12 protein-coding genes are annotated in these 14,789 nt (G+C 73.3%); 7 read left to right on the top strand and 5 right to left on the bottom strand.

Annotation, left to right across the window (positions count from 1 at the left end):
- Nucleotides 1-141 precede the first annotated feature (141 nt).
- Entirely contained in the window at nucleotides 142-1,470 is a 1,329-nt protein-coding gene (locus SRB5_RS06490; protein ID WP_153450487.1) for an SGNH/GDSL hydrolase family protein, read from the top strand.
- Between the two features lie 94 nt (nucleotides 1,471-1,564).
- Nucleotides 1,565-2,701: a PucR family transcriptional regulator gene (locus SRB5_RS06485; protein WP_323377177.1), complete on the top strand. Its 1,137-nt coding sequence runs from the start codon at nucleotides 1,565-1,567 to the stop codon at nucleotides 2,699-2,701.
- 1 nt (nucleotide 2,702) lies between these two features.
- Here the strand turns inward: SRB5_RS06485 and SRB5_RS06480 are convergent, their stop codons facing one another.
- The 4 genes from SRB5_RS06480 to SRB5_RS06465 form a co-directional block, all read right to left on the bottom strand.
- Nucleotides 2,703-3,665, bottom strand: a complete 963-nt coding sequence (locus SRB5_RS06480; RefSeq protein ID WP_323377176.1) for an alpha/beta hydrolase — start codon at nucleotides 3,663-3,665, stop codon at nucleotides 2,703-2,705.
- 175 nt (nucleotides 3,666-3,840) lie between these two features.
- Entirely contained in the window at nucleotides 3,841-4,686 is an 846-nt protein-coding gene (locus SRB5_RS06475) for an alpha/beta fold hydrolase (RefSeq protein WP_153450486.1), read from the bottom strand.
- Nucleotides 4,686-5,618: a VOC family protein gene (locus SRB5_RS06470; protein ID WP_153450485.1), complete on the bottom strand. Its 933-nt coding sequence runs from the start codon at nucleotides 5,616-5,618 to the stop codon at nucleotides 4,686-4,688. The genes SRB5_RS06475 and SRB5_RS06470 overlap by 1 nt, the downstream gene beginning before the upstream one ends.
- A 48-nt stretch (nucleotides 5,619-5,666) precedes the next feature.
- A complete protein-coding gene (locus tag SRB5_RS06465; protein WP_153450484.1) occupies nucleotides 5,667-7,205 on the bottom strand; it encodes a bifunctional 3-(3-hydroxy-phenyl)propionate/3-hydroxycinnamic acid hydroxylase in 1,539 nt (512 codons plus the stop codon).
- A gap of 246 nt (nucleotides 7,206-7,451) precedes the next feature.
- Between SRB5_RS06465 and SRB5_RS06460 the strand changes: the two genes are divergently transcribed.
- Nucleotides 7,452-8,120: a TetR/AcrR family transcriptional regulator gene (locus tag SRB5_RS06460; protein ID WP_323377175.1), complete on the top strand. Its 669-nt coding sequence runs from the start codon at nucleotides 7,452-7,454 to the stop codon at nucleotides 8,118-8,120.
- Nucleotides 8,121-8,126: 6 nt separating this feature from the next.
- Here SRB5_RS06460 and SRB5_RS06455 read toward each other — a convergent pair whose 3' ends face one another.
- Nucleotides 8,127-8,900 carry an IclR family transcriptional regulator gene (locus SRB5_RS06455; protein ID WP_153450483.1) on the bottom strand — a complete coding sequence of 258 codons (774 nt, stop codon included), beginning with the start codon at nucleotides 8,898-8,900 and terminating at the stop codon, nucleotides 8,127-8,129.
- Between the two features lie 94 nt (nucleotides 8,901-8,994).
- Here SRB5_RS06455 and SRB5_RS06450 point away from each other — a divergent pair, with 94 nt between their 5' ends.
- From SRB5_RS06450 to SRB5_RS06435, 4 genes are all read left to right on the top strand, one after another.
- On the top strand, nucleotides 8,995-9,807 hold the full coding sequence (locus SRB5_RS06450; RefSeq protein ID WP_153450482.1) for a 2-keto-4-pentenoate hydratase: 813 nt from the start codon (nucleotides 8,995-8,997) through the stop codon (nucleotides 9,805-9,807).
- Between the two features lie 2 nt (nucleotides 9,808-9,809).
- Complete coding sequence (locus SRB5_RS06445) at nucleotides 9,810-10,772, top strand: acetaldehyde dehydrogenase (acetylating) (RefSeq protein WP_153450481.1); 963 nt, start codon at nucleotides 9,810-9,812, stop codon at nucleotides 10,770-10,772.
- The gene (dmpG, locus tag SRB5_RS06440) at nucleotides 10,769-11,779 is read left to right on the top strand and encodes a 4-hydroxy-2-oxovalerate aldolase (RefSeq protein WP_323377173.1); all 1,011 of its coding nucleotides are present in this window, start codon (nucleotides 10,769-10,771) and stop codon (nucleotides 11,777-11,779) included. The genes SRB5_RS06445 and dmpG overlap by 4 nt, the downstream gene beginning before the upstream one ends.
- 124 nt (nucleotides 11,780-11,903) lie before the next feature.
- The gene (locus SRB5_RS06435; protein ID WP_153450480.1) at nucleotides 11,904-14,660 is read left to right on the top strand and encodes a DUF6493 family protein; all 2,757 of its coding nucleotides are present in this window, start codon (nucleotides 11,904-11,906) and stop codon (nucleotides 14,658-14,660) included.
- The last annotated feature ends 129 nt before the right edge of the window (nucleotides 14,661-14,789 follow it).

The raw sequence follows: 14,789 nt of genomic DNA, 5'->3' as shown, positions 1-14,789 counted from the left end.
GGAGGTGTCAATGGGTGTGACACGGGGGTCGGGCGGGACCCGCCGGATGCCCGACACGTGTCTGATGCCCTGCCGCCACGGCGCTGCCACGATGACCGGGCCACCGGAGGCACCGGTGATTCCAGGGGAGGGCGAGCGCCAATGGAGAGAACGTCACGCTTCACCGGCCCGCTGATCGCCGCGGCCGTCGCGGCGGTGGTGGTCGTCGGGTCGGCGACGTTGGGCGGGGCGCTGCGGTCCGGGTCCGGGCCGCGGCAGGCGCCGGTCGCCGCGGTGCCGGACAGTGCCGGGCACTGGCTGCACACCTGGGCGTCGATGCCGCAGCTGACGGAGCCGGGCAATATGCCGCCGGCGCCGTTCACGCAGCCCGGCCGGGTGCTGCGGGACGCGACGCTGCGGCAGACGGTGCGGGTCACGGCGGGCGGGGAGCGGATCCGGCTGCGGTTCTCCAACGCCTTCGGCGGGGCCGATCTGCCGATCACCTCGGTGGCCGTGGCCCTGCCCGCCGGGGGGCAGGCAGGGGCGAGCGCGATCGAGGAGGGCAGCTCGCGGCGGGTCACGTTCGGCGGGGCGTCGTCCGTGAACGTGCCGATGGGCGCGCAGATGGTGTCCGATCCGCTGCCGTTCGCGGTGAAGCCGGGCACCAATCTCACGGTGACGGCGTATCTGGCGGACGGGCAGGCGTCGGAGAGCATCACCTCGCACCCGGGGTCGCGTACCTCCTCGTATCTGCTGGCGGGCGATCACACGCTGGCGGGTGACCTGCCGGGCGCGGCGCGCGCGGACCACTGGTACTTCCTCAGCGGTGTCGAGGTCTTCGCCCCCGGCCATGCGTCCGCCGTCGCGGTGCTGGGTGACTCCCTCACCGACGGCCGCGGTTCGACGACCAACGGCAACGACCGCTGGCCGGACCTGATGCTGGACCAGCTCCAGTCGCACGGCGGCACGGCGGATCTGGCCCTGCTCAACCAGGCGGCGGGCGGCAACCGCGTCCTGGACGACGGCCTCGGTCCCAACGTCCTGGCCCGTCTGGACCGTGACGTCCTGTCGGCCAGCGGCGTCGAGTGGCTGGTGGTCTTCGAGGGCGTGAACGACATCGGCACCGCCGCCGCGACGCCCGGGGCGCAGCAGGCCGTCGTACGGGAACTCCTCGGCGCGTACGAGCAGATCGTCGTGCGGGCCCACGCCCAGGGCATCAAGGTCTACGGGGCGACGATAACCCCGTTCGGCGGGAACGAGGGGTACGACGACGCGGCGGGGCTGCGTGAGGCGTCCCGGGCGCAGGTCAACGAGTGGATCCGGCACAGCGGTGTGTTCGACGCGGTACTGGACTTCGACGAGGTCACGCGTGATCCGGCGAATCCCCGGCAGCTGCTGCCCGGTTACGACATCGGGGACCATCTGCACATGATCCCCGCCGGCTACCGGGCCGTCGCGGATTCCGTTCCGGCCCGGCTCTTCCGGCCGTAACGGCAGGTCGGGGTATGCCCGCGGCGGACTGTCAGGCGTCGCGGGCAGCCGTGCGTCCTTCTCGTCATGCACCTGCCGTCCCTAGACTGCGCCCGTGAAGGGTCTGCTGCTGCGCCTGTCGGCGCTGGACGCCGAGGCCGGGACCGCGCTGCGTGTCATCGCCCACTACGAGGGGCTGCTGAGCGCCGGTCCGCTGGAGCCGCAGGCCCTGGTGCGGTCCACGGCGGGGCTCGCCGAGTGTCCGGCGGGCTGGGAGCCGGCGGAGGGTCCGGTCGTACGGTTCGGGCCCGAGGGTGATCCGCTGCCCGGGGCCGGGCCCTTGGCCGTGTCCGGGGAGGCGGCGCTGGAGCCGGCGGGGCGGGTGTGGCTGGAGCGGCCGGGGGGCGCGGGGCCGCTGGACGAGCTGATCCTCGAGTGGATGGCCATCGCGGCGCAGGTCACCGACACCGGCCCGGACCGGACGGGTCAGCTGCACGCCGCGGATCCGGCGCTGGCGGAGCTCGTGCTCTCCGAGCGGGAGGAGGTCGCCGACCGGGCGCGGGCCCTGCGGCTGCTGGGCCTGGTCCCGGAGCGGCCGCTGCGGGTGCTGGCGGTGGCCGCGGTCGCCCCGTCGGGCGGTCCGCCGGATCCGGGAGTCGCGGCGGTCACGCTGCTGGGGCGTACGGGGCTGACGGGTGCGGTGCGGGTGGTGCGGCTGGGGGAGCTGGGCGCGGTGCTGGTGCAGCGGCCGGACGGTGACGGCTCCCCGGCCGGGGAGTTGCGGACGGCGGTGCTGGGGCGCGGCGGGACCCTGGCCGGGATCCGGGTGGGCGTCGGGGGGAGCGTGCCGGCGCTGGAGGCGGACCGGTCGTGGCGTGAGGCGCGGGCGGCGCTGCGGTTCGCCGGGCCGTATCCGCCGGGGACGGCCGTCGCCGACCACGACGAGCTGGGGGTGGTGTCGCTGCTCGCCGACATTCCGGCCGAGCGGCTGCGGGCCCGCCCCGAGGTCGGTGCCCTGGCCGAGCTCGCCGACCGCGACGGCGGCGCGCAGTGTCTGGAGGCGCTGGCGGCGTTCTGCGGTACGGGGTCACTGCGGCAGGCGGCGGCGGTGCTGCACCTGCACCACAGCTCGGTCGCGGCGCGGCTGCACCGGGTGGAGTCCGCGCTGGGCTGGCATCTGCAGAACCCGCACGACCGCTTCCGCGCCCAGCTCGCCCTGCACGCCTACCGGGCGGCGGGCCCGCCGGCGTGACTCACGGCGTCAGCGCCTCCGCCAGCGCCGCCACCGCGTCGTCCGACGCCCGCCGTACGACCGCCGCGTGCCGGACCATCGCCGCGCCGTGGAAGGTCCCCTCGTACAGCCGCAGCTCCGTCGCCACCCCCGCGGCCCGCAGCGCCCGGGCGTACGCGATGCCCTCGTCCCGCAGCGGGTCGAACTCCATCACGGACACGAACGCCGGCGGCAGCCCCGCCAGCTGGGCCGCGTCCGCCCGGGCCGGCGCCGCGTACGGGCTCACGTCCGCGGACCCGGGCACCCCGGGTCCGAGATACGCGGCCCACGACAGCTCGGCGCAGCGCCGGTTCCATACGGGGGTGTCGGTGAACTCGACGGAGCTCGCGGTGACGAGCCGGTCGTCGACCGCGGGGCTCGACAGATGCTGGAACCGGATCTTGGGCCCGCCCCGGTCCCGCGCCAGCATCGCGACGCCGGTGGCCAGCGCGGCTCCGGCGCTGTCCCCGCTGACGGCGATCCGGTCCGGCGCCACGCCCAGCGCCCCGGCGTCCTCGACGACGCGGCACAGTCCCGCGTAGCAGTCCTCCAGCGCGTCGGGGTGCCGGTGTTCGGGGGCCAGCCGGTAGCCGGCGGCCACGACGACGGCACCGAGCCGCAGGCAGAGCCGGGCGTTGGACTCGTGGTCGACGTAAGGCGTGCCGACGACGAAGCCCCCGCCGTGCACGCTGAACACGGCGGGCAGCGGCCCGGCGACCCCCTGCGGCCGGTAGACGACCTGCCGTACGTCCGGCGCCCCTTGCGGCCCCGGCACCAGCCGCTCGGTGACGTCGACGCCGGGGGTGGGCAGCGCCGCCACGGGGGCGAGCTGCCCGGCCTGGGCGGCGCGGGCGGCGGGCACGTCGGAGATGTCGACGTCGGGCACCATGGCCAGGGCCGCGGCCAGCTCGGGGTCGAACGCGTAGCGTCGCAGGGCCGTCTCCACTTCCTCGTATCCCGATACGAGGGAACCGTGCCACGAAGGCGGCCACGGGTCATCAGCCGGACGTCGGGACAATCACCCGGCGCGCCCGACCAACGCGCGTGGCCGCCTTCGCGGACAAGGGACCGGGGACGTGCGGCACGGGGGAGTCCGCACGCCCCCGGAGCGGGGGGACCGGTCAGTTGTTCTTGACGAAGTCCGTGACCAGCCGGTTGAACTCGTCCGGGTGCTCGATCATCGCCCAGTGACCGCAGTGGTTGAGGACCACCAGACGGCTGTTGGGGATGTTCGCCAGCAGGAACAGCGAGTTCTCGTACGACACGACGCGGTCGTCGCGGCCGTGGATGAGCAGCGTCGGGACCTGGATCTTCGACAGCAGCTCGGGCTTGACCCACTGGGGCAGCGGGGCGCCCTTGGGCATGCCCTCCACGTAGTTGCGCAGGTGGTCCGGGCGCGCGAGCGCGGCGTCGGAGCGGGCCTTGCACAGCTCGGGGGTGGCGAAGGTGGCCTTGTCGTAGACCATGATCTCCACGAGCCGGCGCATGTTCTCCGGGCTCGGGTCCCGGTAGGCGGCGATCAGGTGCTTCAGGCCCTCGGACGGGCCGTCGCCGGCGCCGAAGAGGGTGGGGCGCATGCCGACCGGGGGGCCCATGGTGATCAGGTGGGAGATCCGCCCGGGGTGCTCGGTGGCCAGGCGCAGCGAGTTCTGGCCGCCCATCGAGTTGCCGACGAACGCGGCCTTGTCGATGCCCAGGGCGTCCAGGAACTGGATCGCGGTGCGCACGTGGTCGATCTCGTCGACGGTCACGGCGGAGGACTCGCCCCAGCCGGGCATGTCGACGGCGTACACGTGGAAGTTCTCCGCGAGCGCCTCGATGTTGCCGGCGAAGTTGCTCCAGCCGGTGGCGCCGGGGCCGGAGCCGTGCAGCAGGAGCAGCGGGTGGCCGGAGCCCGCCTCGTAGTAGCGCAGGGTGCCGTCGGCGACCTCTACGGTACGGGCGATGTCCTTGGGGTCGAGCGCCATCAGTGGTCCTCTCCGTGCGGCGCGGGGGCGGCGGCGAGCAGCTCGGCCACGACGCCCGGCGGGCGGTGGCCCCAGCTGTGCAGCCGGTCGAGCGTCTTGACCTCCCACGTCGCGTCGTCGATGATCAGCCCGCCCCAGCCGTACTCGATGCTGAAACCGGACGGCGTGATGACGTAGAAGCTGAACATGTGGTCGTTGGGGTGCATGCCGAGCGTCATCTCGAACGGCTGCTTGGCGTCCATGCACCGGTCGTAGGCCAGGCCGACGTCGCGGATGTCGGTGACCTCGACCATGAAGTGGTGGGTCCGCTTGGGCGACGGCATGTCGCCGAAGGCGACGGTGTGGTGGCGGCCGTTGCAGTGCAGGAAGATCAGGTCGGCGACGATGCCGGGAGCGAGCTCCTCGACGATGATGTCGCTGACCTTGAAGCCCAGCAGGTCGATGTAGAAGGCGAGGTACGTCTCGCGGGACACGCCGGGCGTGAGCAGCACCTGGTGGCCGGCGCCGCCGGCGCCGGTGACGAAGCCGCCGAGCAGCTTGTCCGAGTGGAACGGGGTGGCGGCGTCGGCGAGGCCGTGCACGAGCTCCACCCGGTTGCCCATCGGGTCGGCGGTGACGAAGATCCGCTCCACCTTGCGGGCGGCGGCCAGCGCCGCGTCGCCCTCGGTGACCTCGAGGCCGGCGTCGCGCAGCTTGGCCACCAGGGCGTCGAGCTCCGCGAGGCCGGCGACCTCGTAGCCGGAGGCCACCAGGTCGTCGGCGGCGCCCTCGGTGATCACCCAGCGGTGGGCCTTCTCGTCGGTGCGCAGCGTGAAGCCGTCGTCCGTCTTCTCGCCGTACTGCATGCCGAGAAGCTCGACACCGAAGTGCTCCCAGTCCGCGAGGCTGCTCACCTCGTAGACGACATAGCCGAGTTCCTTGACTCCGGACATGTGTCTCTCCTTGCGTAGTGCGTGGTACGTGGCGGGGCAACGCCGGTGTCAGGCGGGGACGGCGAGGCCGCTGGTGTCGGCGGCGGCGACGAACCGGTCGGGACGGACCGCGATCACGCGGGCGCCGTAGCGGCGCATCCACGGCAGCAGCACCTCGTCGAGGTCCACGAGGTCGTCGGGACCCTGGGTGTACGCGGTCTTGGGGCGGACGGCGACGTAGCGGGCGCCGAGCGCGTCCCAGCCGGCCTTCTCCCCGGGGGTGAGGACGGTCGTGGGGTCGACGTCGTCGCCGAGGAGGACGAAGTCGTCGCCGAGCAGGACGTCCAGGAGGGCCATCCGGCCGGCGGTGTCGCCGGTGACGGGCTGGGGGATCATGCGGCCGATGACGCTGGCGTCGCCGGTCTCGCCGCGCAGCCAGCCGGCGGTCAGCACGGGCGGGGCGATCAGCGGGGGCTCGTACGGGGTGACGGTGTTCTCCGGCACGGCGTTCATCGCGGCGACCTCCTCCGCGGAGGCCTCCTGCTTGATGACCCGGCCCAGGCCCACCGCGAGGTCGGTGAAGAACTGGACGTTCGGGCGGCGCTCCGCCTCGTAGGTGTCCAGCCAGCTCTCGGGCAGCTCGCCCTTGATGACGCGGGCCAGCTTCCAGCCCAGGTTGTGGCCGTCGCGCATACCGGACTGCATGCCCGCGCCCGCCCACGGCGGCATCAGGTGGGCGGCGTCGCCGGCCAGGAAGACCCGGCCGTTGCGCCAGGTGTCGGCCATCCGCACGTGGTGCTTGTAGAACGCGTGCTGGTGGATGTCCACGTCGTCCTCGGTGACACCGAGGGCCTTGAGCAGCGGCCACACCTCGGTGCTGGTCGGGAAGTCCGCGGGGGTCTCGTCGGGCTTGAGGGGGATCTCCCAGCGGTGGTTGCCCGCGGACAGCGCGATGTCGACGACCGGGCGCTCCTTGTCTGACCAGAAGGTCAGGAAGTCGCGGTCCGGCCACCAGCGCTTGACGTAGCAGTCGATGACGACCCAGGTGAAGTCGTGGGTGTCGCCCAGCAGCGTGCAGCCGATGTTGCCGCGGGTGGAGCTGGAGCCGCCGTCGGCGCCGATCGCGTACTTGGCGCGGACGGTACGGGTCTCGCCGTCGGCCGTCGCGGTGACCGTGACGCCGTCGGCGTCCTGCTCGATGCCGGTGACCTCGTGGCCGTAGCGGACGTCGATCAGGCCGGGGTAGCGGTCCTGGGCGGCCGCGCGGATCTCGGCCTCCATCGTCGGCTGGTAGATGTTGTAGAAGCGCGGCTTGCGGCCCAGCGTCGACGGCGGGTGCTCGACCCGCATGATCTCCTTGCCGTCGTACGTCACCCAGCGCAGCGCCCGCTGCGGGTCGATCACGGCTTCCACCCGGTCGGCGATGCCCACGTCCTGGAAGATCCGCATCGTCCAGTCGTTCACCGTCACGGCGCGGGCACGGGGATAGATCTCCCGGTCGCGCTCGAGGGCCACGGTGGAAACGCCGTACTTGGCGAGGGTGAGAGCGGCGACGACTGCCGTCGGGCCGTATCCGACGATGGCGACATCCGCGTCGTAGCTGGTCATGCGGGCTCCGGGTTCGCTCGGGCACAAGGCACTGAGGTTCGGGGTGGTGATTCCGATCGTCGGCCAGTGCGGTGTGCGCGGCCACTTCTTCGTGGCGGGAGCAGCCTTGTTTTGTACCGATCGGTCGGTTCAAAACAGAGCTAACGACATGGCGTGCCACCCTGTCAAGAGGTGAATGGCCCTTGAATATCCCGCTAATTCCCTTCTGGATCGGGTCCGGCTGTGCAAGCGCTTAGACTCCGGACGGTGGAAAACGTGGAGGAGACCGTGCCGCAGACCCCCCGCAGCGGGAACAGCCGCGGCCGCAGATCGCGGCAGGAGATTCTGGACGCCTCGGCGCGGGTGATGTCCGTGCGCGGCTATGCCGGCACGTCGATGTCGACGCTCGCCAAGGAGACCGGTCTGCCGAAGAGTGCCTTTTATCACCACTTCGACTCCAAGGCGGGGCTGCTCTCGGCGGTCATGGCCCAGGGGGCGCACGGCTTCTTCGACGGCATGCGCGAGGCCCACCGCAATCCGCCCGACGGCGGCACCCCGCGCGAGCGGCTGCGCTGGTATCTGCGGCGGACCGGGGCCGTGCTGGAGAACCGGGAGGAGTTCCTGCGGCTGCTGCTCGTCCTGGTGATGAGCCGGGAGGCGGCGGACGCCCCGGAGGCGCAGCAGACGGTGATCACGGTCCGTGACGAGGGCCGGGACTACATGCGGCACATGGTCCGCTCCGCGTATCTGGGGGAGGGCGAGGAGATCGCGGGGCGGGTCGGCGACGCCCTCGCGCACTTCGGCATGGCCGGCTTCGACGGCGCCTTCGTGGCCCTGCAGGCGGGGGACGGGCGGTCGATCACGGACTGGATGGACCAGCTCGCGGACGCGATGGCGGGGATCGGCGACGCGATGGTCGCCGCCGCGGGGCGGTAACGCCGGTCAGCGTCTGCGGCGGGCCAATGTCGAGCCCAGGGCCGTGGCGGCGGCCCGTACCGCCGTGGCATGGGACTCCGGCTTGAAGCGGGTCGCCGGGCCGCTGACGCTGATCGCCGCCACCGCCGTCGTGCCGTCCGGCTTGAGGACGGGGGCGGCGACGCAGACCAGGCCGGGGCTCGACTCCTCGTGCTCGAACGCGACGCCCGTCTCGACCGCCTTCGTCAGCTGCCGGCGCAGCAGCCCCGGCGCGACGACGGTCCGGGGCGTACGGCGCTCCAGCGGCCCGTTCAGCACCGCCGCCCAGTCCTCCTGCGGGGCGTACGCCAGCAGCACCTTGCCGATCGCGGTGCAGTGCAGCGGCATCCGTCCGCCCGTGCGCGAGGGGGCCTGGGCCTGGCGGTGGCCGCCGATCTTGGCGATGTAGACCACCTCCTGGCCCTCGCGCACGCCCAGGTGGACGGTCTCGTGGGTGCGCTCGTACAGGTCCTGGAGGAACGGCATCGCCAGCTCCAGCAGCGTCCGCTCGGCGGCGGCCCGCAGACCGAGCTCGAAGAGGCCCCCCGACAGCTGGTAGCCGTGCCCGGTCTTGTCCAGCAGCCGGTGGCGCACCAGATCCCCGGCCACCCGGTGGACGGTGGGCTTGGCCAGCCCCGTACGCCGCACCAGCTCGGCCAGCGGCAGCACGGAGTCGGCGGGGCCGAAGGCGCGCAGGATGGCCAGCGCCTTGCCGAGCACGGTGTCGCTGCCGGTCACCTCGGTCTCGGGAACCTCCGCCATGACCGGAACCCCTTCCTCCCCCTCTGCCGAACAGCGTATCGCTGAGTGGAACGCTCCCGTGGATCTCTCCCGGACCGTGCCCCAGATTGGATGCATGCCCCAGACCCAGCCCGCTGTCGGCACCGACAGCATCGCCGCCGCCGCGGCCCGGCTCCGCGAGGCCGCCGCCACCGGCGTGCCCGCCGCGCCCGTGCGCGACCTGATCGGCCGCGACGACATCGACGCCGCGTACGCCGTGCAGAGCCTGCTCGCCGCCGAGCGGATCGCCGCCGGCGCGAACGTCGTCGGCCGCAAGATCGGCCTGACCTCCGCCGCCGTCCAGCAGCAGCTGGGCGTCGACCGGCCCGACTTCGGCATCCTCTACGACGACATGGAGTACGCCGACGGCGCCGCCGTGCCCGCCGGCGCCGTCCTGCAGCCCCGGGTCGAGGCCGAGATCGCGTTCGTGCTCAAGGCCGACCTGGACGCGGGCCCCCTGGACCACGCCCAGGTCAGCGAGGCCGTGGACTATGCCGTCGCCGCCCTCGAGATCTGCGGCAGCCGCGTCGCCGGCTGGGACATCAGCTTCGGCGACACCGTCGCCGACAACGCCTCCGCCGGCGCCTACGTCCTCGGCACGCGGCGCGTCCCCCTCTCCGGCTTCGACCCCGTCGCCGCCGAGATGGAGATGACCGTCGACGGCGAGACCGTCTCCACCGGCACCGGCGCCGCCTGCCTGGGCGACCCCGTCGAGGCCGTGGTCTGGCTCGCCCGGACCGCCCGCGACCTGGGCTCGCCGCTGCGCGCCGGGCAGGTCGTCCTTTCCGGCGCCCTCGGCCCGATGCGCCCCGTGGCGCCCGGCGCCGCCGTCCACGCCACCGTCACCGGCCTCGGCCAGGTGTCGGTCACCTTCAGCGAACAGGAATGACGATGAGCAAGACGAAGGTCGCCGTCATCGGGTCGGGCAACATCGGCACCGACCTCATGATCAAGATCATGCGTACCGCCGAGCACCTCGAGATGGGCGTCATGGTCGGCATCGACCCCGCCTCCGAGGGCCTGGCCCGCGCCGCCCGCTTCGGCTTCGAGACCACCCACGAGGGCGTCGACGGACTGCTGAAGTCCCCGCAGATCGACGAGATCGGCATCGTCTTCGACGCCACCTCGGCCGGCGCGCACAAGCACAACGACGAGAAGCTGCGCCCCCTCGGCATCCGGATGATCGACCTGACGCCGGCCGCGATCGGCCCGTACGTCATCCCGGCCGTGAACCTCGGGGAGCACCTCGACGCGCCGAACGTCAACATGGTCACCTGCGGCGGCCAGGCCACCATCCCGGTCGTCGCCGCGATCAGCCGCGTCGTCCCCGTCGCGTACGCCGAGATCGTCGCCTCCATCGCCTCGAAGTCCGCCGGTCCCGGCACCCGGGCCAACATCGACGAGTTCACCGAGACGACGTCCTCGGCGATCGTGAAGGTCGGCGGCGCCGAGCGCGGCAAGGCCATCATCATCCTGAACCCGGCCGAGCCGCCCCTGATGATGCGCGACACCGTGTTCGCCCTGGTCAACCTGCCCGAGGGCGACGACGGCGAGACGGTCAAGGAGCAGATCGCCGAGTCCGTCGAGAAGATGGTCGCCGAGGTCTCCGCGTACGTCCCCGGCTACCGCAAGGTCCAGGACGTGCAGATCACCGAGATCCCCGCCGACCAGCCGGTCGAGACCCTCCTCGCCGACCCCTCCCGGCCCCGCCCGACCCACCAGGTGTCGGTCTTCCTCCAGGTGGAGGGCGCCGGGATGTACCTCCCCGCGTACGCCGGGAACCTCGACATCATGACCTCGGCCGCCGTGCAGATGGCCGAGAAGATCGCCGCCGGCAAGGAGGCCGCGAAGTGAGCACCCCCGTCTTCGTCCAGGACGTCACCCTCCGGGACGGCATGCACGCCGTCCGGCACCGCATCACCCCCGACGACGTCAAGCGCATCGTGACCGCGCTCGACGAGGCCGGCGTCGACGCCATCGAGGTCGCCCACGGCGACGGCCTCGCCGGCGGCTCCGTCAACTACGGCCCCGGCTCGAACACCGACTGGGAGTGGATCGAGGCGGCCGCGTCGGTCGTCAGGAACGCCCGCCTCACCACCCTGCTGCTGCCGGGCGTCGGCACCATCGAGGAGCTGGAGCGCGCGTACGACCTCGGGGTGCGCTCCGTGCGCGTGGCCACCCACTGCACCGAGGCGGACATCTCCGCCCAGCACATCAAGGCCGCCCGCGAGATGGGCATGGACGTCTCCGGCTTCCTGATGCTCTCCCACATGGCCGAGCCCGCCGAACTGGCCGGGCAGGCCAAGCTGATGGAGTCCTACGGCGCGCACTGCGTGTACGTCACCGACTCCGGCGGCCGGCTGACGATGAACGACGTCACCGCCCGGGTCCGCGCGTACCGCGACGTCCTGGACGCGGAGACCGAGATCGGCATCCACGCCCACGAGAACCTCTCCCTGTCGGTCGCCAACTCGGTGGTCGCGGTGGAGAACGGCGTCCGCCGGGTCGACGCCTCCCTCGCCGGGCACGGCGCGGGCGCCGGCAACTGCCCGATCGAGGCGTTCGTCGCGGTGGCGAACCTGTCGGACTTCAAGCACAACTGCGACCTGTTCAAGCTGCAGGACGCGGCCGACGACATCGTCCGTCCGCTGCAGGACCGCCCGGTCCGGGTGGACCGCGAGACCCTCACCCTCGGCTACGCGGGCGTCTACTCCAGCTTCCTGCGGCACGCGGAGATCGCCGGCGAGCGCTACGAGGTCGACGTGCGCGACATCCTGATGGAGTGCGGCCGGCGGCGGCTGGTCGGCGGCCAGGAGGACATGATCATCGACATCGCGCTGACGCTCGCGGCGGCGCGCTGATCCCACCGGCCCCGTCGGAGGCCGTCCGTATCCCCCCGCCCGCGCTCCGCGCGGACGGCGAGGGGGTGCGGGCGGCCTCTCGCCGTCCCCCGTCGTTGTCGGTGCCGGGGGCTACGTTGGCGCCATGGAGATCGGGAGCGGCGGGGTTTCCGTCGGCGGGGTGGAGTGGGCGGAGCTGCGGGCGCTGATCGCCGGGCGGGGGCCGCTCGCGGTGATCGAGCGGCTCCGGGACGTGCCGCCGGAGGAACTGCGGGCGCTGCGGGCGCCGTTGGAGGCGCTGCGCCGTGAGCTTCGCGCCGACCGCGAGTCGTCCCGGTCGCAGCTGCCCGCGCTGCAGGTCGCGGGGGTGCTGGCCGCCGGGACGCCGCGGGAGGCGCTGCGGTGGCTCACGGACCGCGATCAGCTCGAGCTGTTCCGGCCGGCGGCCTTCGGCGACCAGTCGCCCGGGACCCGTGAGCGGGTGCTCCTGACCCTGCTGTTCCTGCCGCACCGCGACCTCGAGTGGCAGCGGGAGCTGGCCGTGCGCCTGACCGAATGGCTGCCCGCCGGGCGGGGCCAGGACGTCTGGGACCTCGCCGAGGGACTCGCCGTCCGGGCCGGGGCGGACATCCCGGTCACCGAGGGATATCTGACGGGCTGGGTGCGCCGGGGGAGCCGCAGGTACCTCTCCACGAGCTGGGAGTGGGACGTCCACGAATGGCTCGGGGAGCAGGGTCTGGGGCCGGCCGTGCAGCCCTTCGGTTCCCTGCTGGAATGGCTGCGGACCCGCCCGCGGCTGGCCGAACTGGTGCCGCGCCTCTTCGACTTCGACGGGCTGGGCGCGCTGCTCGCCGAGCCGTACGCCCATCACCGCGGCGAGGACAACGAATGGCCCAAGGCGCTCGTCGTCCTCACCCGCGAGGGCAGGCTGGACCGTGCCGACCTCCTCGACCGCACCCTCGCCCGACTGCTGCGCGGTGACCGCCCCGGCGCGCTGAAGGCCTTCACGATGATCTACGACGGGCTCGCGCCCACCCTCGAGGAGACCGCCGCCCGGGTCCGGATGTACGCGTCGATCGCCGCCGACGGAGCGGGGCCCGCCGCCACCCGGGCGCACAAGGCGCTGAAGGCGCTCGACGCGGCCGGGAGGCTGGACGGCGACGTCTTCGCCGACCTGTGCGGTGCCGTGCTGGCCCGTACGGAGAAGACCCTCGTCACCGATCAGCTGAAGCTGCTGGACAAGGCCCTGCGCCGCGACCCCGCCCGCTTCGGCCCCCTCCTGGCGACGGTGGCGCTCGCCCTCGGACACCCGGCGGTGACCGTGCAGGAGCGGGCGCTGAGGGTGGCCGCCCGCCATCTCGGGGGCGCGGACGCGGCGGTACGGGACGAACTGCGGGCGGCGGCCGAGACGGTGGACGCAGCGCTGCAGGGGGACGCCCGTACGGTCTTCGGCTCCCCGGCCGCCCCCGAGCCGCCTTCGGCCAGCCCCCTGACGGCCCCCGCCCGCGCGATGCCGCCCGAGCTCGACACGCCCGTCCGGCTGGCCGCCGGGATCGCCGCGCTGGTCGACGGCGCCCTGACCGACCCCCTCGAGTTCGAACGAGTCCTCCAGGCAGCCGTCGCCCTGACCTGGTACGAGCGGGCGGCGACGGCGGAGGCGCTGGAGCCGCTGGCCTCCCGGAGGATCGCGGAGAAGACGGAGCACCTGTCGTACTCCCATCTGCGGCGGGCCCTCGGCTGTCTGATCGAGACTCTGGCGGGCCGTCCCCGGCCGCACTGGAGCGGTGCCCGGGACTTCCTGGCGACCGGCACCGAACACGGACATCACTGCCTGGACCTGGTGCCGATCCGGCGCGTGTACGAACTGACCTCCCGGCTCGCTACCGACCCCGTCCCCTGTCTGCTGGCGTTCCCCACCGATCCCGACGGCCTGATACACCCCGACGCCCTGCGCCGTCGGCTGACGGCGTACGCGACCGCCGGGGCCGCCCCCTGGCCCGACGACCTGGAGCAGGCGTTCCTCCGGCTCCCCGCGGGCACCCCTGCGGGCACGGTCGCGGCCCTGCGCGAGGCGGCGGGCCTGCCCGGGACCGGGCCCGGGCTGCCGGTCCTCGCGAAGCTCCGGCTGCGGCGTCACACGGAGCACGAGGCCGCCCTCGTGAACGCCGACCGGCGGGTCGCCGGAGCCCATCTCGTCCCGGTGTTCGCCCGGCGGGACGAGCCCGAGGAGGGCTCACTGGCGGCGACCCTCGCAGACCTGCCCGACCCCGACGCCCTGTTCCGCTTCCGGAACCACGGCAGGGAGGGCGGTCTCCTCGGCGTCCTGTGGCCCCTCGTCGCCCCGGCCCACCCCGACCTCGTCGCGGCCCACGCGATCCCCCGTCTGTCCATGGACGCCGGGAGGGAGACCGGCCGGCGTGCGAACACGCTGCTGCCGTACCTCGCCGAGTACACCACCGGGCCCTGCGGACCCGTCACCCATCTCGCCCTCGCGTACGGCCTGACGGCGGCCCCCGCCGGCAATCGCGCCGCCGCCGTCGAGGCCCTGCTCACCCTCGCCGCCCACGGCCGGCTCGACGCGGAGCGGCTGGGCGAACTGCTGGGCCGGCTGTGGCTCGAAGGCGTCGGCATCCCCACCCGCTTCCTCCCCGCCCTCGGCGACGCCGCCCGGGCGGGCGCCGCCCACGAGACCTGGACGGTGGCCGTCCGCCTGCTGGACGAGCTGGAGCCGTACCCCGCGACCAGGGGCCTGCCCGCGGTCCTGACCCTCGCCGCGGAGTGCGCCGCCCTCACCGGCGGCGGCGACGAGCCACCCGTCCTCGCACAGCTCGCCGCCCTGACCGAACCGCCCCGCGTGGCCGCCGAAGCCCGGCGGCTCCGGCGCGTTCTTGCGCGAATCTGACCCGAACAAGAGCACTTTCATTCGAAAGTGACGGTGAGACGCGCAAAACCGGGAACACCTCAAGGGAGGGCCCATCCCGAGGAAGGCGACCGGTATGGAACAGCTGGTACCCGTTTGCCCGCACTGCGG

Origin of the sequence: Streptomyces smaragdinus, assembly GCF_009604385.1 — a bacterium.
Classification (GTDB): Bacteria; Actinomycetota; Actinomycetes; order Streptomycetales; family Streptomycetaceae; genus Streptomyces; species Streptomyces smaragdinus.
The sequence above is the reverse complement of the archived record's forward strand: the minus strand, read 5'-3'. Positions and strand labels throughout refer to the sequence as shown.